Annotated in this window: 16 protein-coding genes and 2 other annotated features; of the genes, 2 read left to right on the top strand and 14 right to left on the bottom strand. The window is 38.0% G+C overall.

The window, feature by feature from the left end:
* The first annotated feature begins 61 nt into the window (after positions 1 to 61).
* Positions 62 to 1,681, top strand: a complete 1,620-nt coding sequence (locus J5J03_RS18560; protein WP_208591784.1) for an ABC-F family ATP-binding cassette domain-containing protein — start codon at positions 62 to 64, stop codon at positions 1,679 to 1,681.
* A 441-nt stretch (positions 1,682 to 2,122) separates the two neighbouring features.
* The gene (locus J5J03_RS18555; protein WP_208591775.1) at positions 2,123 to 2,728 is read left to right on the top strand and encodes a YesL family protein; all 606 of its coding nucleotides are present in this window, start codon (positions 2,123 to 2,125) and stop codon (positions 2,726 to 2,728) included.
* A 37-nt stretch (positions 2,729 to 2,765) separates the two neighbouring features.
* Here the strand turns inward: J5J03_RS18555 and J5J03_RS18550 are convergent, their stop codons facing one another.
* The 14 genes from J5J03_RS18550 to J5J03_RS18485 form a co-directional block, all read right to left on the bottom strand.
* A complete protein-coding gene (locus tag J5J03_RS18550; RefSeq protein ID WP_208591773.1) occupies positions 2,766 to 3,680 on the bottom strand; it encodes a carbohydrate ABC transporter permease in 915 nt (304 codons plus the stop codon).
* A 33-nt stretch (positions 3,681 to 3,713) separates the two neighbouring features.
* Positions 3,714 to 4,664 (bottom strand): ABC transporter permease, encoded by a 951-nt coding sequence (locus J5J03_RS18545; protein ID WP_208591771.1) that lies wholly within the window; start codon positions 4,662 to 4,664, stop codon positions 3,714 to 3,716.
* 62 nt (positions 4,665 to 4,726) lie between these two features.
* Positions 4,727 to 6,340, bottom strand: coding sequence for an extracellular solute-binding protein (locus J5J03_RS18540; protein ID WP_208591769.1), 1,614 nt, complete (start codon positions 6,338 to 6,340; stop codon positions 4,727 to 4,729).
* 564 nt (positions 6,341 to 6,904) lie between these two features.
* Positions 6,905 to 7,693, bottom strand: coding sequence for a tryptophan synthase subunit alpha (gene trpA / locus J5J03_RS18535; protein ID WP_208591760.1), 789 nt, complete (start codon positions 7,691 to 7,693; stop codon positions 6,905 to 6,907).
* Positions 7,686 to 8,891 (bottom strand): tryptophan synthase subunit beta, encoded by a 1,206-nt coding sequence (trpB, locus tag J5J03_RS18530; RefSeq protein ID WP_208591758.1) that lies wholly within the window; start codon positions 8,889 to 8,891, stop codon positions 7,686 to 7,688. The genes trpA and trpB overlap by 8 nt, the downstream gene beginning before the upstream one ends.
* Positions 8,866 to 9,504 (bottom strand): phosphoribosylanthranilate isomerase, encoded by a 639-nt coding sequence (locus J5J03_RS18525; protein WP_208591755.1) that lies wholly within the window; start codon positions 9,502 to 9,504, stop codon positions 8,866 to 8,868. Before J5J03_RS18525 ends, trpB begins: the two co-directional genes overlap by 26 nt.
* Positions 9,505 to 9,506: 2 nt before the next feature.
* Positions 9,507 to 10,286 (bottom strand): indole-3-glycerol phosphate synthase TrpC, encoded by a 780-nt coding sequence (trpC, locus tag J5J03_RS18520; RefSeq protein ID WP_208591753.1) that lies wholly within the window; start codon positions 10,284 to 10,286, stop codon positions 9,507 to 9,509.
* Between the two features lies 1 nt (position 10,287).
* The gene (gene trpD, locus J5J03_RS18515) at positions 10,288 to 11,313 is read right to left on the bottom strand and encodes an anthranilate phosphoribosyltransferase (RefSeq protein ID WP_208591751.1); all 1,026 of its coding nucleotides are present in this window, start codon (positions 11,311 to 11,313) and stop codon (positions 10,288 to 10,290) included.
* Positions 11,310 to 11,897 (bottom strand): anthranilate synthase component II, encoded by a 588-nt coding sequence (locus tag J5J03_RS18510; protein WP_208591737.1) that lies wholly within the window; start codon positions 11,895 to 11,897, stop codon positions 11,310 to 11,312. The genes trpD and J5J03_RS18510 overlap by 4 nt, the downstream gene beginning before the upstream one ends.
* The gene (trpE, locus tag J5J03_RS18505) at positions 11,894 to 13,273 is read right to left on the bottom strand and encodes an anthranilate synthase component I (RefSeq protein WP_208591735.1); all 1,380 of its coding nucleotides are present in this window, start codon (positions 13,271 to 13,273) and stop codon (positions 11,894 to 11,896) included. The genes J5J03_RS18510 and trpE overlap by 4 nt, the downstream gene beginning before the upstream one ends.
* 76 nt (positions 13,274 to 13,349) lie before the next feature.
* Positions 13,350 to 13,570, bottom strand: a binding site (T-box leader).
* 96 nt (positions 13,571 to 13,666) lie between these two features.
* Positions 13,667 to 13,902 (bottom strand) — a binding site (T-box leader).
* Positions 13,903 to 13,987: 85 nt separating this feature from the next.
* Positions 13,988 to 14,536: a 3-dehydroquinate synthase II gene (locus J5J03_RS18500; RefSeq protein WP_208591733.1), complete on the bottom strand. Its 549-nt coding sequence runs from the start codon at positions 14,534 to 14,536 to the stop codon at positions 13,988 to 13,990.
* Between the two features lie 310 nt (positions 14,537 to 14,846).
* Positions 14,847 to 16,139: a Gfo/Idh/MocA family protein gene (locus tag J5J03_RS18495; protein ID WP_208591731.1), complete on the bottom strand. Its 1,293-nt coding sequence runs from the start codon at positions 16,137 to 16,139 to the stop codon at positions 14,847 to 14,849.
* A gap of 392 nt (positions 16,140 to 16,531) precedes the next feature.
* On the bottom strand, positions 16,532 to 17,311 hold the full coding sequence (locus tag J5J03_RS22195; RefSeq protein ID WP_208591729.1) for a 3D domain-containing protein: 780 nt from the start codon (positions 17,309 to 17,311) through the stop codon (positions 16,532 to 16,534).
* Positions 17,312 to 17,515: 204 nt separating this feature from the next.
* Positions 17,516 to 19,060: a bifunctional metallophosphatase/5'-nucleotidase gene (locus tag J5J03_RS18485; protein ID WP_208591719.1), complete on the bottom strand. Its 1,545-nt coding sequence runs from the start codon at positions 19,058 to 19,060 to the stop codon at positions 17,516 to 17,518.
* Positions 19,061 to 19,703 lie beyond the last annotated feature (643 nt).

Raw genomic sequence — 19,703 nt, 5'->3', positions numbered from 1 at the left:
TTCCTATCCCAAATCGCTTAAGCTTGCTTTATGATATGAGATAATGGAGGAATTATGGAGTATGCTACAAGCAACTAATGTAAGTTTACGTTTTGGTGATAAGAAGTTATTTGAAGACGTCAATATTAAATTTACTGCTGGAAATTGCTATGGTTTGATCGGTGCCAATGGTGCTGGTAAATCTACTTTTCTTAAAATATTGTCAGGTGAGATCGAACCACAGACTGGCCACGTTTCACTTGGAAAAGATGAACGCCTTGCTGTGTTAAAACAGGATCACTTCGCCTATGAAGAGTACGAAGTGTTAAAGACTGTTATCATGGGACACACTCGCTTGTATGAAGTGATGCAAGAAAAAGACGCTATTTATGCTAAAGGGGAATTCACAGAAGAAGACGGTATGCGCGCTGCTGAATTGGAAGGCGAATTTGCCGAGATGAACGGTTGGGAAGCAGAATCAGATGCTGCTATTCTGTTAAAAGGGCTTGGTATTAGTGAAGACCTCCACACGAAAAAGATGGCAGATTTAACAGGTTCTGAAAAGGTAAAAGTATTGTTGGCACAAGCACTGTTCGGTAATCCGGATATTTTATTATTAGATGAGCCGACAAACCACTTGGATATTCAAGCGATTCAATGGTTGGAAGAATTTTTAATTAACTTTGAAAATACCGTTATTGTTGTATCCCACGATCGTCACTTTTTAAATAAAGTATGTACACATATCGCTGATGTCGACTATGGCAAAATCGAAATGTACGTCGGAAACTATGATTTCTGGTATGAATCCAGTCAATTAGCCTTACAAATGGCTAAGGATCAAAACAAGAAAAAAGAAGAGAAAATTAAGGAATTGCAAAACTTTATTGCTCGCTTTAGTGCCAATGCGTCGAAATCAAAGCAAGCAACTTCTCGTAAAAAAATGCTCGATAACATTACACTGGACGATATTAAACCATCTTCCCGTCGTTATCCGTATGTAGCCTTCCAGCCTGGTCGTGACATTGGCAATGATTTATTACGTGTCGAGGGTATCTCGAAAACAATTGACGGCGTGAAGGTATTAGATAATGTAAGTTTTACATTAAAACCATATGATAAAGTGGCCTTCATCGGACCAAATGAAAATGCTAAAACCGTATTATTTGATATCCTAATGGGTGAAATGGAACCTGACGAAGGAAGCTATTCTTGGGGTGTTACCACTTCACAGTCTTACTTCCCGAAAGATAACTCAGCATTTTTCGAAGGCAATGACATGACCTTAGTAGAATGGCTGCGTCAATATTCACCAGAAGATCAAACTGAAACTTTCTTACGCGGATTCCTTGGCCGTATGTTATTCTCTGGAGAAGAAGCACTGAAAAAAGCGAATGTTTTATCTGGTGGGGAAAAAGTACGTTGTATGTTATCAAAAATGATGTTATCGAATGCCAATGTGCTGGTATTGGATGAACCGACAAACCACTTAGACCTAGAATCCATTACTGCGTTGAACAACGGCTTAATTAAGTTTAAAGGTTCAATTCTATTCACATCACATGACCATCAGTTCATTAACAGTATCGCCAATCGCCTGATCGAGATTACACCAAAAGGAATTGTCGATAAAGAAATCAGCTATGATGAGTATGTGGCAGATCAGAAGTTACAAAAGGAAATTAGTGCGATGTATGCATAATATTTAGGCTATCTCTTTTTAAGAGGTAGCCTTTTGATTTACGTTTGATTGTTGCGAATTTGGCCTGCTTTATTGCGAAATCCTGCTTGATTATTGCGAATTGGACCTGCTTTATTGCGAAATTCACTCTGATTGTTGCGAATTCGGCCTGCTTTATTGCGAAATCCACTCTGATTATTGCGAATCCGGCCTGCTTTATTGCGAAATCCACTCTGATTATTGCGAATCCGGCCTGCTTTATTGCGAAATCCACTCTGATTATTGCGAATCCGGCCTGCTTTATTGCGAAATTCGCTTTAATTATTGCGAAGTCTTTGAACCTATTTATCTTATTTTTAGAATCTATATCTTTTCTTTTAAATTCCGCCTATGAAATTTACCATTCTAATATTTTTGTGTATGCTTAATAGATAGATATATGAGATTGGGAGGTTCCTTGCTATGAATAAAGGTATTTCAGTTTATATAACGGTTGGAGAATGGATTTTTAAGATTCTGCTGTTAAATCTGTATTGGTTCATCTTTTCTGTACTCGGATTATTTATAGTTGGAATTTTCCCAGCTACCGCAGCCTTGTTTGCAACAATCAGGCAAGATATCAAATCAGAGGATGATATCAAGCTTTTTCGCGAATTTATTCACTATTACAAACAGGAGTTTATCAAATCTAATATCCTTGGGTATATACTCGCGATCGCCACAGCTATTTTACTGTTTAACATTCAAATCTTAGGCCAGTTAGACAGTTCACTATTAAACTCTACATTAATGGTGATGACCTATATTTTATTAGCTATTATCGCACTTGTTGCTGTGTTCATTTTCCCGATCTATGTGCATTACCAATTTTCCATACTTGGATATATTAAATATTCTGCTATATTGGTTATTGGTAAGCCACTGCATACGATTGCAATGCTCGTGTTAATTGCGGCGACTTTTTACCTGTATTATTTAGTACCAGGTTTTATACCTGCTTTAGGAGTTAGTTTACTAGCTTATATTATAATGCGGACGGCTTATTCTTTTTTTGCAACACCGAGTTAAATGGACAGAACTGAGATTCCAGTTCTGTCCTTTTTACTTATCCTTTCACTGAACCGATTAATACACCTTTCTCAAAATATTTCTGGATAAATGGATACAGGATTAATACAGGTAGGGAGGATACGATAATAACACCATATTTAACCTGATCGGCATAACGTTGTGCATAACCTCCACCGGTTCCACCGCTTCCTGCACCTTCGGCAAACACTTGATTGGATAAAAGTATATCTCGCAACACAATCTGCAATGGCTGTAAATCATAATTACGAATATAAATTAACCCTGTAAAAAAGTCATTCCAGTGCCACACTAGATAATAAAGTCCGATTACTGCAGTTACAGCTTTGGACAATGGCAATACGATCGATGAGAAAAACTTAAAATGGGAGCAGCCATCCATTGTAGCAGCTTCAAACATTTCATGCGGTATATTGTTCTCAAAGAATGTTCTTGTAATAATTAAATTAAATACATTCACGGTAAGTGGATTAAAGATAAATACCCATGGAGTATCTATTAAACTTAAATCTCTCATTAACATATAGGTAGGAATTAACCCACCATTAAAAAACATCGTGAAGATAAAGAAAAACATCAAAAATCTTCGAGCTTTAAACTCATGGCGGGACAGCACGTATGCTGCCGGCAAAGTTAACAGTAAATTAACGAATGTCCCAAAAAGAGCATAAAACAATGTATTGCGATAGCCAATCCAAACTCTCGAATCGGAAAAAATTTGTTCATATCCAAATAAACTAAAACCCTTTGGAACAAAAAGTACTCTTCCGGTTGAAACATAAGTAGGATCACTAATCGAGGCAATCACGATAAAATAAATCGGATAGGCTACAATAAAAAATATTAAAATACATATCGCCACTACGGTAGCATCGAATAGTAAATCAGTTGGTTTTTTATTTCTTATTCTATTCATTGTGATAGAAGGCATTTCGCTTCCTCCTTCAAATTGATTTGAGCTAACTTACCACAGACTAATGCGAGCCACTTTCTTTGCAATGGTATTGACAATAACTAGCATCATAAAATTAATCATCGTATTAAATAGACCAATCGCAGCGGCATAGCTAAATTGATTGGATACAATACCAGTTTTATAGACATACGTTTCAATCACTTCTGATATGGGTAAGTTAAGGGAATTTTGCATGAGGAATATTTTTTCAAATCCTGTACTGATAACTGTTCCCATGTTTAGTATTAATAAGATGATGATGGTCGGAATAATAGCCGGTATCTCTACATTTCTAATGATTTGCCATTTATTCGCTCCATCAATTTTGGCTGCATCATACAGCTGTGGATCAACAGCAGCCAATGCGGCCAGATAAATAATACTGTTCCATCCGACATGCTGCCACACATCTGATAATACATAGATAGGAACAAATGCTTTTACAGACGCTAACAGATTGCCTTCCACACCTAGTTTTGCCAACAATAAACCGATAACCCCAGTATTTGGCGATAACATAACGTTTAGTAAACCAACTAAAACAACGATAGAAATGAAGTGAGGTAAATAAACAGTTGTTTGTAAAATTCGTTTTCCTCTTTTCCATCTGATTTGGTTTACTAAAAGAGCGAGGGCAATTGGTGCCGGAAAACCAACAACAATCGTTGTGATACTGATGAGTAACGTATTACGGATCAGATCCCAAAAAAGATGACTATTAATGAATTGTTCAAAATATTTAAATCCTGCCCATTCTCCACCCGTCAAACCAGCCGTGAAATCATATTCCCGAAATGCTAATTGAATGCCATACATCGGAATATAGTTAAATATAATTACACAGATGATTGCAGGTAGAATCATTAGCCATAATTGGTAATCTCTTCTTAACGTATTAAGAATGGTTGCTTTTTTCGCCTTAGGCAAAGTTTCCGTATTCGTTCCTTGGATCAAGGCCATGATATGACTCTCCTTTTTTTAGAGAGATATTAGCTGCAGCCAATATCTCTCCTTCTAGTTTTCTAGTTTAATTGCTCCTTGTAATCATCATAGTAACCTTGGATAATCTCAATATTCGATGGTAAACCCATCTGCTCTACTTGTTGCACATAACTATCCCATTCATCTTCAATACCACCTGAGGTGATCCACTCGCCAAACTTGGAGATGGCAATATTCATAAAGTCTGTATTAACAAGCGTCATTTGGTTATGGTCCTCTTCGGAATATTTCAGCATCATTCCCGGGAACACATCATTTTCACGATCCAGTGATTCAAATACATCATTAAATGGTGCTTGTTGTTCATCTACTGCCTTCATATCTACAGGTAATTCAACATCTAATTGATCGGAGATGAACATGGGACCATTATCTGCCCAAGTAGAAGTCCATTTCCAAGTACCCGGATCCATTTCTTCATCCTGAGGTTCGAGAATTTTATAGGAATTATCTCCAGTCTTTTCAATATTAGGACCTATAGAGCCGAATAATACTTGCAGACTGACTTCAGGGTCATATAGTTCATTGATAAACTTCATGGCTGCTTCTTTGTTGCTTGTCGCTGATGACATTTGAACAAAGTTAACACCGAAGTTTAATTCATTATAGTCATAAGACCAGCTTACTTCACCGTCATAATCAGCCGAGACTTTCATCGGATCAAACGTTTCGTATTGGTCTGAAACACCTAAACCGAATCTGTCTGTTTTTTCCCAACCAAATGTATAACCTATTTTGGCATCTTCACCTTCACCACGTGCTAAAGCCTGATATTGTGAATAATCTTGTGTAAATGCTTCATCGTTTATTAAACCGTTTTCATATAATTTATTTAAAAAGGAAACGAATGTTTTGTATCTTTCATCGATAAAGAAGTTTTTCACTTCACCGTCTTCCAGGAAGTAGCCTTGACCACCACCACCAGTTACTGTCATTCCCATACTGCCGAGTAACACAGTTGGATGGAAATAACCAAATCCAGTTTCAGCTACTGGGGCAAAGTCCATTGGAATCTCATCATTTGGGTCACCATTACCATTGGCATCCTCTTCTTCAAAAGCCATTAATACATCAAACAATTCGTCCCAATTCGTCGGGGTATCTAACCCTAGATTGTCTAGCCATTGTTGATTAATAAATTGCATGGTAGCTGTTTCTGGCCAGAACTGTTGATACTTGGATAAGCCATAAATTTCTCCATCGGTTTGTGTTGAAAGTAATTCCGTTTCTGGTTGCTCTTCAAACATAGCTTGGATATTTGGTCCATGTTCTTCTATCAATGGTTTTAAGTCTTCAAATAAACCTGGGAACTGTGCAAAGTCTGCATCTGTGATCGCATTAGGCCCTACAATAATATCAGGAATATCACCACCTGCTAACATGGCACCTTTCTTTTGATCCCAGTCAGCGGTAACTTCTTCCCATTGGATTTCTACACCTGCTCGTTCTTCTACTTCTGCTAGCCATTCCATGTCTTCAAGGTCTTTGGTCAATGGATGCTTTGTTATTAGCCCTGTTAAAACAACTTTTCCATCTTCAGTTTCTTTTGGCTCATTACTTGTTTCGTCATCACTACATGCTGCCAACAACAACACTAAACAAATTGTGATAAATAGTAGGACTTTGTTCTTCACACCTAACTCCCCCTAATTCGTTTTATTTTTTACTATAAACAAATTGGTACGCACACTTTTTTAAAATTAAACTAAATTGCTAGAAAAAGTGTAAAAGATTGTGGTTGATAACTAATGAATATCTGCTTTATCAGCATGAGATAAAGCAGCCTACCAATAAAAATCCACCGCCTCCTTCATTCAATAAAAACCTTTATGATATCGCTTACAATATCTAATTAAAATATAAACAAGTTATTTAAAACCTTGTTCGTACATGTTTCCGATCTATTGCAATAGAACTTATTTACAGTATGCCACTATATACAAAGTGTGTGAATTCACTTTTTTTATGAAAACATATCCTTTTTTTAGATTTAACTAAATTTTTTCCTTTTTCATGTCAGTACGCTTAATGAATGCACTAACTAAAATAATAGGAACTAAATAACTAGTTGGGCTGAGATGAAAAATTTGTGCTTACAATTTTTTTACTTTATTGATAATCTTTCGAGGGCTTCGGGAGTTTATTTGCAACTGAAAAAAGCGCTTGGGGTGCTGGCACCTCAAGCGCTTTTTTCAGGATTACTGCTTTGATAGGCGAGCGGAATTGATTAATTCCCGGATCGCAGCTCGGTCATTTTTATATAACGAATCAACAATTTTACTTCCGACTACGACTCCATCACAATGCTCTGTTAATGAACGCACATGCTCAGGACTGGATACACCGAATCCTGCGAGAACGGGAGCATTACTTTTTGCTCGTAATGACTCTAAATGTGCTCCGAGATTGTCTTTGAAGGAAGATCGCACACCGGTAGTTCCAGTTACTGTTACTGCATAAAGAAAGCCTTCCGTACGTTTAGCGATTTCCGCTAAGCGTTCTTCTGTACTTGTTAATGCTGCTAAGCGAATAAGAGCAATGTCGTTTTCCAGTAAAGCTGGTACAATGATTCCTTCTTCTTCTAAAGGTAAATCAGGAATAATTAAGCCGTCCACTCCTGATTCTGCACAAGATTTTGCAAAGTTATCCACGCCATAAGCATGAATCGGATTAATATATGTCATCAGTACAACGGGAATCTTCCGCTTATCTTTTCCATCTTTCAATTTTTTCAGCACTGCATTTAGTGATACACCATTTGCTAATGCACGAAGGCCCGATTCTTGAATTGTTGGGCCATCTGCTACTGGATCGGAAAAGGCTATTCCTAATTCCACGACCGTTGCACCTGCTTCTTCTAAAAAGGCTAATTGCTCATCCAGTTGATCTAAGCCGTCACCATCACCCGCCATAATATATGGTACAAAGGCTTTGTCTCCGCGTTCTAATACGTTATTAAACGCTTGATCTATTTTTGCTTTACCCATTTACTTCACCACCTAATGCATCTCTGACTGTTTCCACATCTTTATCACCACGGCCTGATAAACAAATTACTATAACCTCATCTTCGTTCATTTCCTTTGCCAGTTTCATTGCATATGCAACGGCATGAGAACTTTCTAAGGCTGGAATAATTCCTTCTGTTTTCGATAATTCTTGTAATCCCTCCAGCGCTTCTTCGTCGGTAATATTCACATAGTTGACACGACCAATATCGCGTAAGTGACTATGCTCTGGGCCTACTCCAGGATAATCGAGACCAGCTGAAATCGAATGTGCTTCTTGAATCTGTCCATTCTCGTCTTGTAATAAATAAGTCATTGTACCGTGTAAGATGCCTTTTTTGCCATAATTTAATGTAACAGCATGTTGATCAGTATCGACACCTTTTCCACCAGCTTCTACTCCATAAAGCTTGACTTCTTCATCCTCAACAAATGGAAAGAACATGCCCATTGAGTTACTGCCGCCACCGATACAGGCAACTACCGCGTCTGGTAGGCGATCTTCCTTTTCTTTCACTTGTTTTTTCGTTTCGGTTCCAATCATACTTTGAAAATCACGAACGATTTGTGGAAATGGATGTGGTCCTATTACCGAACCGATGATGTAATGAGTATCTTCCACATTACTTACCCAGTAGCGCAATGCTTCATTGACAGCATCCTTTAAGGTACCTCTTCCTTGATCAACACTTTCCACGCGAGCACCTAATAACTCCATACGAAAAACATTAAGCTTTTGACGCCTTACGTCTTCTTTCCCCATAAAAATGATACATTCTAAACCAAGCAATGCACATACCGTAGCCGTTGCTACACCATGTTGGCCAGCACCTGTTTCTGCAACAACTTTTTTCTTACCCATTCGTAATGTTAAAAGCGCCTGACCTAATGCATTATTAATTTTGTGAGCACCAGTATGATTTAAGTCTTCCCGCTTCAAGTAAATTTTGGGGCCACCTAATTTTTTGGAAAAACGCTCTGCATAATATAATGGCGTTTCTCTTCCAACATATTCTTTTAAATAATAATCGAATTCTTCTAAAAATCGCTCATCTTTAATAGCTTCTTGATATGCTTTTTCCACCTCTAAAACGGCTGGCATTAACGTTTCCGGTACAAAACGACCACCGTATTCGCCATAATGACCTGTTTCATTTGGTGCCTGATAGTTTGCCATTTCCATCACCTTTCTTTGCTACATCTATAAATGCTTTTATTTTCTCTAAATCCTTTTCGCCACTTGTTTCGACCCCACTGGAAACATCAACACCGGCAGGAGCCACTTCTGCGATCGCTTCTTCAATGTTTTCGACTTTAAGACCACCTGCAAGCAAGATCTTTTTATTTAAAAAGTCAAACTCTTTTGCTACCTGCCAGTCGAATGTTTCACCTGAGCCACCACGGTATTTACCGCTCGGGCTATCCAGTAAATAGTACGCACAGTCATAAGAACCGATTTTATTTAGGTCACTCTCCCCACGAACCTCAAATGCCTTAATTACCGGTAAGCCAATTTCCTGACAAAAAACTGGCGACTCATCCCCGTGTAATTGCACATAATCCAAACCGACAACTTGAGCAATTTCCCGAATCACCTTGATTTCTTCATTAACAAAAACACCGACTTTCTTCACATCGGATGGAACAAATTGTGCTAAATTTGCTGCCTGTTCTTTCGTCACTCTTCGTTTACTTTTAGCAAAAACAAATCCGATAAAATCTGCACCTGCTTCTGCAGCAGTTTGAATTGCCTGTTTATTTTGTAACCCGCAAATTTTTACTTGAACCATATTTATTCTCCTAACGGTACTCGTAAACTATCGAATGTTTCTTTTAAATTGACAGAACGCATCATTGTTTCACCGACTAAAATTCCTTTAGCACCAACTTTTTGCACGCGTTCTACATCTGATTTTTCCTTCATGCCACTTTCACTGATTAATAACGTCTTCGTTGTATCGATTTTTTCTGCCAGTCTCTCGGTTGTGGCAAGATCGACTTCAAATGTTTTCAAATCACGGTTGTTAATCCCGATAATCTGAGCACTGATTCTTTGAGCAACTGCTAATTCTGTTTCGTTGTGTACCTCGAATAATATTTCCAGCCCTTTCTCACTCGCATATTGATATAATTGCGCTAGTCTTTGTTCTGGAAGCGCTGCTGCGATTAATAAAATCAAATTTGCACCGGCATCATAAGCTCGGTCAATTTGGATTTCATCAATAATAAAGTCCTTGTTTAAGACCGGAATATCAACCACTTCTCTAACTTCTTGCATATCTTCCATCGTTCCTTGGAAAAAAGGAGTATCGGTTAATACCGAGATCGCACCTGCCCCACACGTTTCATAAATACGACCTTGCGCACTAGGTTCGACCCCATCATTGATCAATCCTTTAGACGGAGATGCACGTTTCATTTCAGCTATAATACTCATTTTGTCTGCGTGCATAAACGTATCATATAAGGAAACATTCACTCGTTTTGCTTGGATCTGTCCGGGCTGATAGCTTTCTTTTAGATCTGCTACTTCCTTTTCCTTTTCTGCTAAAATCTTATCTAAAATAGTCATGTTACACCTCTTGTTTCATCTTATTGCTTATCGTAATCAGATTCTCTAATTTCGCTAATGCAGCACCAGAATCAATCGACTCACGTGCTAATTCTACCCCCTGCTGCACCGTGTCTGCTTTGCCATTAGCGAAAATGCCTAATCCTGCATTTAATAAAACCGTGTCTCGATGTGGCCCTTTTCTCCCTTCTAATACACTTCGCAAAATCTCTGCATTTTCTTTCGCATCGCCACCTCTGATTAAATGATTTTCAACAATTGGCAAGTTCACTGCTTCTGGTTTCAGGGTGAATTTCATAATTTCGCCTCGATCTAATAATACCAAATGATTCTCACCTGCTAAAGATGCTTCATCCATATAACCAGCACCATTGACAATCAATGCTCGCCTGCGCCCTAATTTATGCAGGACAGCTGCCATTTTTTCTAGTGAATCACGACGATAAGTTCCCATCAATTGCGAAGTTAGTTTTACAGGGTTCGTTAATGGTCCAATCACATTAAAGATGGTCGGCACGCCTAATTCTCTTCTTACTTTCATTGCACGCTTCATTGCTGGATGTACATTTGGTGCAAATAAGAAAGCAATACCATTTTGTTTTAAGATCTCATATGTTTCTGGTCTTGTAAATTCTAATGGTACACCTAGATGCTCCAAAACATCTGCACTTCCTGTTTTACTTGAAATACTACGATTACCATGTTTTGCTACGGTAATACCTGCACCTGCGATAACAAAAGCAGAAGTTGTACTGATATTAAAGCTTTGCGAACCATCTCCTCCTGTACCACAGTTATCCATTGCATCTGTCAGTTCATCTGGCAAGGCAAGTGGTGAAATTTCTAACAATACGTTTACTAATCCTGTAATTTCCTCGACAGTTTCTCCTTTTGTCTTTAGCGCTGATAGAAAGGCGCCAATCGCAATATCACTTGTTTCTTCTGAAAAAATATACCTTGCAGCCTCTTCCATTTCTATTAATGTCAAATCTTCTTTTTCCATCACTTTTTTTAAATATGTTTTCACGCTTTTTGCCCCTTTCTGATCGATTCAAAGAAATTGTTCAGTAATTGCTTACCTTTTCCTGTTCCAATTGATTCAGGGTGAAATTGCAAACCATAAACAGGTAAGTAGGTATGCTTCACCGCCATGATTTCCTGATCATCCATTGCGGTTGCCGTTACTAACAACTGATTAGGAAGTGTATCTTTTTCAATAACAAGAGAGTGATAACGCATCACCTCTAATGGTTGTTCCAAGTAATTAAAAATTTCATCGTTTTGATGACGAATCATCGAGGTTTTACCATGTTTGATCTGTCCAGCATGTGTAACAGTTGCTCCATATGCGGCACCAATTGCCTGATGCCCAAGACATATTCCTAAAATCGGAAACTCGCTCGATAGGGTTTTGACAATATCGATACAAATTCCAGCTTCTTCTGGAATCCCCGGTCCAGGTGACAAAATAATCGCTTCCGGCTTTAACTGTCTGATTTCCTCGATGGTCATTTTGTCATTTCGGACAACTTTCACTTCTTTGCCAAGCTCTGAGATATATTGAAATAAGTTATAGGTAAAAGAATCATAGTTATCGATTAATAAAATCATTTTTTACTAACCTCCAATAGCGATTTTGCTTTATTTAACGTTTCCTGGTATTCCGATTGTGGATCAGAATCGTAAACGATCCCCGCTCCTGCTTGCACATACGCCTGATTTCCTTTAATCACCATCGTACGAATTGCTAACGCTAAATCGAGATCACCATTCATATTGATGTAACCGACAGCCCCTGCATAGACGCCTCGCTTTTTGTCTTCGAGATCATTAATAATTTGCATAGCGCGAATTTTCGGTGCCCCTGAAACCGTTCCTGCCGGAAGTGTCGATACAAGTGCATCTAAACCAGTGTAATCTTGTGTTAATTCACCATGCACTTCAGAGACAATGTGCATAACATGTTGATAACGTTCAATCACCATATATTTCGGTATTGTAATCGAACCAACTTCACAAACACGTCCAAGGTCATTGCGACTTAAATCCACTAGCATTTTGTGTTCTGCTAATTCTTTGTCATCTGCTAATAATTCCGTTGCTAATTGCTGATCCTCTGTCGCTTTTTTTCCTCTTGGTCTTGTACCAGCTATCGGATTGGTAACAACATTTCGTCCGGTTGTTTTTATTAAGCTCTCTGGTGAGGCTCCAAGCACAATATAATCATCAAAATCGATAAAATACATATAAGGCGATGGATTGGCTACTCTCAGCCTACGATAAAAGGTAAACGGGTCAGCATCGAAGCTTGCTTTCATCCGTTGTGATAAGACTACTTGGAAAATGTCGCCGTCCATAATATGTTGTTTTGCCGTTTCGACCATGTTCAAAAATGTTTCTTTTTCTATCGATGATTCGAAGCTAACGAGCAACTCTTCATCTGGCATGGTCGGTTCTGGTGTTAAGATTTGATCTTGCAGCTGATGTAAGTTGGTCTCTAATTGGTCATCATCTCTTGAACCATCTAGATTGACCGTCATTATGGTAACTTTTTGTTTCATATGGTCAAAAACCATAACATCCTGGTAAAACATCATGTGAACATCTGGCATATCCATTTCATCATCTAACAGCTCACCAATGTATTCATATTGTCGAATCGCATCATAGCCGATATATCCGATTGCTCCACTGTAAAAGGCGTATGATAAAGGTAATTCTTCGTTAGGAATATGTGCTTTAACTACTTCTAACGGCTTTTGCTGAACCGTTTCAGTTGTCCCATCGGTATAGTTCGTAACGGTTGTGTTGGTTTCTGATCCAATAATTTCTTTATATGGATTGAATCCGATGAAAGAAAATCTCCCTTTTTCATCGTGGCTGCCGGAGCTCTCCAGTAAAAATTTCTTTTTACCTTTGACTCTGTTAAATATCGAGATCGGTGTGATCGTATCTCCATTTAGTTCCGTGCTTTTATAGTTAACCATTTCGTTCGACTCCTTTTTTTAAAAGTTTAATTATCCGAATATAAAAAACCGTCCTTATACAAACTTTATAAGTCTGCATAAGGACGGTTTGATTACCGCGGTGCCACCTTTTGTTGAGGGCTATTTTCTAGCCTTCCGCTCATTATCCATTAACGGGGATCAGCCGTTGCCCTGTACTATCATTTCCAAGGCACTCTCGAAGGTCCATTCCAATTTCCGTGTATACCGGATTCTCAGCATTTCCGGCTCTCTGTCATACAGCGGGAACATTGTACTCTTCCTTCTCATCAATTTTCTATATTTTATTGGACACTTTTGTGGTTTTACTGGACGTTTTAACTCAATTACTGGTCACTTTACTTTTCCAGCAATACAAAAAGGGTTTCCACATCCGAAAAGGACGAGGAAACCCGTGGTACCACCTTTATTAGCTGCACATACAGCTCACTTATCACGTCTGATCAACGCTACCCTTTTGCAACGAGTGGGTATCTCGCCAAAGCCTACTAGATTCTCGTTCGGTTTGGGGCTCAGAAGTCCATTCACTTACCTTGCACACTGATTTGCACCTACCATCAGCTCTCTTTAGTGCTTGAGTATAAGCTACTTCTCTTCATCAATGCCATCACGTTTTTAAATGTTGATACTATCATAGTATGCTCTTGATATTTTGTCAACAACTTTCTTTTGAGTTTTCGGAAAATTTACACAACATTAAAATTCGATTATCTCTTCTTCTATTTTCTCGCCAAGATGCCGACCAGGTTGATCAAGTTTTACTAAAATTCGTTCACCTTCTTGGAGTGTGATAGCTGGTTTTTCCTTGTGTTCAGGAGTTAATACATGAACACTGTCAGCCTCTTGGAGTGTCGCTGAAATCTCTGTATCGCCAACTTTTGCTACCACACGCATAAGAGGGCGTTTTTCTATTTTCACGCGGCCAATGGCTATTTTCCGCGTTTCGCCATTTTCATTATATACCGTAATGTTATGACCCGGTTTCAGTTCCGCTAAATAAGCCGTCTTCTCCTCTTCTTTAAGAACATAATGATGAATGGCTCCACTATTTATACGAAATGGTCTGGCTGGGTAGGTATCGGTTGTCCGATTCTCCGCTAATACAAAAAAGTAGCCATGCCCTGTATTTCCCAACAATATTCCTTCAGTCGGGGCAAGATGATCAACTAAATCTAAACAGACCCGTGACCCTTCCCCTATACTCTCTATCCGGGCAATTTCAGCCTCTTGCAGGTTATTTACCAATTTTTATCCTCCATTCATAATTTTGTACGTTTTTCCACAGAAATTACATAGTTATTATACCGATTATCATATACAATATAAGTTGGATTTACAAATTAGGAGGGATAACAAATGAGAAAATTATTAGTAGTGTTATTTCTTCTATTAATCGCATGCTTCGGTGTGATTGGATTTTCAACTAACGAACAGTCTATAAATGATGATGTAATTGAAATGGAGCAAGATCAATAGAAGAAATATACAGTGAGACTTTGATCAATGTTGTAGACAAAAGGCTGTTGACTAAACTTCGTCAACAGCCTTTTGTCTATTACTTCCTTTTCAGGTCTACTAGATCATCCACTTTTACTGCTTGCCCTGTTGCTAACGATTTATTTCCAGCAATTCCAGTTAAAATCGATATGGCGCCATCAATGTGTGAAGCAGCACGGTTAAATTCATCCTCTTTTGGTACCCCAAATAAATCATTTAACAATTCCGGATCGCCACCGCCATGGCCACCTTCTTTTTCTTCCACTTCTACTTCATATGGTTCGCCAAACATAGGTAATACTCGGATTGATTTACCGCTCAATTTTCCTTCATCACTCTTATTACCACCTGAATTAATATAAGATTGCTCACGCACCTGTACTTCAATTCGCCCTTCTGTACCATTAAAAGCAATCTGAAAACCTTCCCATGGTAAGTATGCATTTAAAGAATACGTTAAAATCGATTTGTTTTTATATGTCACATTTACTCCTAAGGTATCTTCAATGTTAATTCCATCACCAAACACACTCTGATCACGATGATATCCGTCTTCTTTTTCAGCATCTAAATACATCGATTTCAAATGTTCATTGGATTCTAAATCAATTGCAAATGGATCATCTTTGGCATACTCACTGCCATGTGCTCGTTCATAGAATCTTGTCACACCACGTTCTTCGGCATTTTCTTTTCCGTAGAAACGAAGTCCACCTGTTGCATAAACTACATCTGGTTCCGTGTTGAGCCAGAAATTAACTAGATCAAAATGATGTGTTGACTTATGAACAAGTAGTCCACCACTATTACGTTTATCACGATGCCAACGACGGAAATAATCTGCTCCATGCTGTGTATCCAAAGCCCATTCAAAGTGGACCGAATTTACTTGACCAATTGCACCATCGCGAATTAACTCACGGATCTTCGTATTATGTGGTGCATAACGATAATTGAATGTAACGCGAACATTTTGACCTGTTCGTTCAATTGCATCAATAATTGCTTGTGTCTTCTCTGCATCGACTGTCATCGGTTTTTCTGTAATTGCATCACAGCCTAATTCCATTGCACGAATGATATATCGATGATGTGTTCTGTCCATTGAAGTTACAATGACAATGTCTGGTTTTTCCGTTGCAATCATTTCATCAAATTGATCTGCTGTATACGTATTGATTTCTGAGACTCCATATTTGTCTTTTAATAGTTTATTAGCATAATTTAATCGTGTTTGATTGGTATCACAAAAAGCAACTAGTTCACACGTTTCCTGAAAATCACGCACCATTGCTCCATAGAAAAACTCTGCACGGCCACCAGTTCCAACTAAAACATATTTTTTCTTCACTTCGCACACTCCCAATGTTATTTTTGTAATCGCTTGCAGTTTTATAATAACAACGTTGTTAAAATTATAAGATATTTACTTTGAAATAGCAACTCTTAATCTGTGATTTTTTTTAATTTTTTTTGAGTTTATTTGTTTTTGTGCAAATTCGTTAGAAAAACTGAGCTAAAATCGCTCGAAAAAGTGGATCTTCAGGGCAAACAATTCCCACAGGAGTGGAAGTGGGCGGCCCACACTAAGCTCTGCTCTACAACATACCCAAAACCTAACAACTTGGGTTATTCTCAAGTTTCGCTTATCATAGTTCAACAACGATGGTACCACGAATTATAAACTTTCCTAGCAACAAAAAAACTCCCTCGCACAAAACGAGAGAGTTTCTACTTACTTTACTAGTCTAATATAGTGACGTCTACTGTGCGGACGCCCCAGTCATAGGCTTCGTCTTTTGTTGGAACATGAATGTCGATTTTATTCCCTTTAATTGCTCCACCAGTATCCCCGGCGATTGCTTCTCCGTAACCTTCCACATGTACTCTAGTTCCAAGTGGGATAACGCTAGGGTCTACTGCAATTACTTTCATGTTAGGATTTTCTAATAAATCAATCCCTGTAGCAGTGACACCTGAACAGCCATCACATTCTGCAGTATATGCAGTTGCTGATACTGAGATAGTTTCACCAGTTTGGTCTTCAGATGATTCTTCATTTGCTGTATTCGCTTGTTTTTCAATCTTTGGCTCTGTAGCTTCTGGTGTTTCTTCTGTCTGGTTTACTTCCTTTGTTTCCTCTTCTTGTTGTGGTTCAGACTGTTCTTTGTTTACATCCTTGATGATTAATTTTTCATCAATAATTATTAAATCTGTTTCGAGGTTATTCCATTCTTTTAAATCGCTAACCGTTACATCATAATCATGAGCGATTTGACTTAATGAATCACCTCTTTCAACCGTGTAAGTAATTTCTCTATCTATCTCTAAAATTTGTTTTGGAAGAATTAAGTCTGAATCTAGCTCGTTAATCTCCTTTAAATCCGCAACTGTTGTGTTATGTTCTTGTGCAATGTCCCACAAACTATCTCCTTTTTCTACCTCATATTCTGCTGCCGAAATTGGTAGCACAAAAAAGAAGCTAGTTGTAACAAAACCTACTGACACTAAAAACCTTCGCATCATAGTTGCCTCCTTTCAATGTTGACAAGCACCAATATAACACATCGAAATACCCTTTGTGGTTACAGTGAATTTAAGAGTCTGTAACAAAAATTACGATGTTACAAATGCTTGTCACATTTGTCATTATGGGGCAACAATGAAGTGTTTTATACGTCAATTCGTAATATTTTTCTATCTTTATACTATTTTTTTAGTCTATCATTATTCAATTATACGAAAATAACTAGATGAATCAGGAACAAGTTCATCCCTTTTCAAAAGGTCATCAGCAATCAATTCTGTCATATCTATCGGGATATCTTTCACCACTTCTTTGTTTTTAAACATATGATAGTCTCCGCCACCACTTGCACGATAATTGTTCATAACGACTTGAAATGCTTGATTTAAATCAAGTGGCTCACCTTGATATTCCAACCTTATCACTCGTTCACCAATTGAATTCGATAGCTTGATTTCGTAGTAAATACCTTGCCACATATCATAATTATATGGTTGTGGTTTTGGTTTCAAATACGTTGGATTAATCTCTATTTCATTGTTTTCCACTTGAAAGAAACTAGCGGATTTTTCTAATGCGTCTTTTATATCTTGTCCTGTTAATTTCAGTACTTTTAGTGTATTAGGATAAATATAATTAGATACAATATCTCTCATTGTTATTTGTTGAGGAAATCCTGGTGACTGATCGTGAAATAATGCCGTACACGAAATATCCACCTCCGCTACATCCATTTGCAATTGATTAATATAGTTAATAAAAGGATGACCATGTAACCGTACATTCATCGGATCGCTTATTTCCATATCACCCTTCACTGTTGTAATGGTTTGATCTAAGAAGGCTTGAACCTGTTTTTCTTCTTCCCGTATACTGTTTTCCACTTGGTGATCTACTTTTGTCTGTTCATCTACACGATGCAGAGTAGTAGTAATGGATTGGATCGTTTGATCGAATTCTAGTCTTATCTCTACGATCGCTTGACCATTATTGCCAGGTTGAACAACTGTTACTCCATTAATATTTTCTGTTAGAAAGCGATGCTGATGACCTGTAATACAGATATCAATTCCTTCTACTTCCTTGCAGATTTGATAACCTTGGTTTTCTCCTGTAAGATCTTCGGTCGGTTCACCTGTTTGGGGATCACGTTCCAATCCACCGTGATAGCTGACCACCATCACATCTGGTACTTCTTTTTCACGAATTTTTGCTACCCATTTTTTTGCAGACTGACAGGCATCTTCAAAAGCAAGGTTTTTTATATGATTGGGGTCCTCCCAATTTGGTATGTAATGTGTGGTTAATCCTAATATAGCAATGCGTATCCCTGCTATTTCTTTGATGATATAAGGCTTACCTAAAAAAGGATGATTCGTTACATTATCTACTATATTAGCAGAGAGCCAGGGAAAATCAGACGCTGCAACTGCTTTTTGTAAGTATGGCTGTCCATAATTAAATTCATGATTACCGATTACTGCTAGATCATAGTTTAGTTGGTTGGCAACCTTAATCATTGGACTAGGCTGATCTGCTTGCTTTTTGGCAAAATAATAGGTGAATGGACTTCCTTGAATAAAGTCGCCATTATCTATTAAAATCGTATCATTTCTCTCCCTTATTTCTTTCAAAATATTAGCCGTTTTTGCTAAACCAATCTGTTCTTCTTGATTGTTGCGATAATTCGTTGGCATGATATGACCATGCACATCACTTGTTACACAAATCGAAACTGACTTCATGTTAACTCCTCCTCAAAACTATTATCTAACATTATAACGATTTATCATAGATTCAGGAAAAACTTTACACGATCTTAACTGATACTTAACACCAGCTTTTCATTTATTTGCTATATTTAAAGTGTTCCAAATTGAGCAATGCTGCAAAGATTGCTTTCTCACAAAATGATAGCCCCTTTTTCTTTTGGCCGATGAGATATCTCATCGGCTCTTCTTTTTGCATTCAATAGATATATTTACCCTATCACCTGTCCAGGTTTAATGATATATTACACAGTAGATATATACTGCGAAGTAGTGAAAATACTGTTTGTTCGAAATTAAATGCACAGTCACCTATGAAGTAATTTTGACATATATCGTGATCATAACTGCCACTCCGGCTGCCCACTTCCCTTTCCGTGGGGTTTGTCCTTCAGCTAACTTTTTCGAGCCAAAACCGCTCGAAAAAGTGGATCTTCAGGTCAAACAATTCCCACAGGAGTGAAAGTGGGCGGCCTTCGTTAAGATATGCCCTACAACACTAATCCGAAATCAACCAATCGAATTCTCCACCATATGTATTTCCATGAGTTCTATCCTTTCTATAACCAGAGCACAACAATAGCGTAGGCAGAATACGGAGACTCCTGTGGGAACTCAC

This window comes from Gracilibacillus suaedae (genome assembly GCF_017599345.1).
GTDB classification, from domain to species: domain Bacteria; phylum Bacillota; class Bacilli; order Bacillales; family Amphibacillaceae; genus Gracilibacillus; species Gracilibacillus suaedae.
Note: the sequence above shows the minus strand (reverse complement) of the source record. Positions and strands in the feature narration are given on the sequence as shown.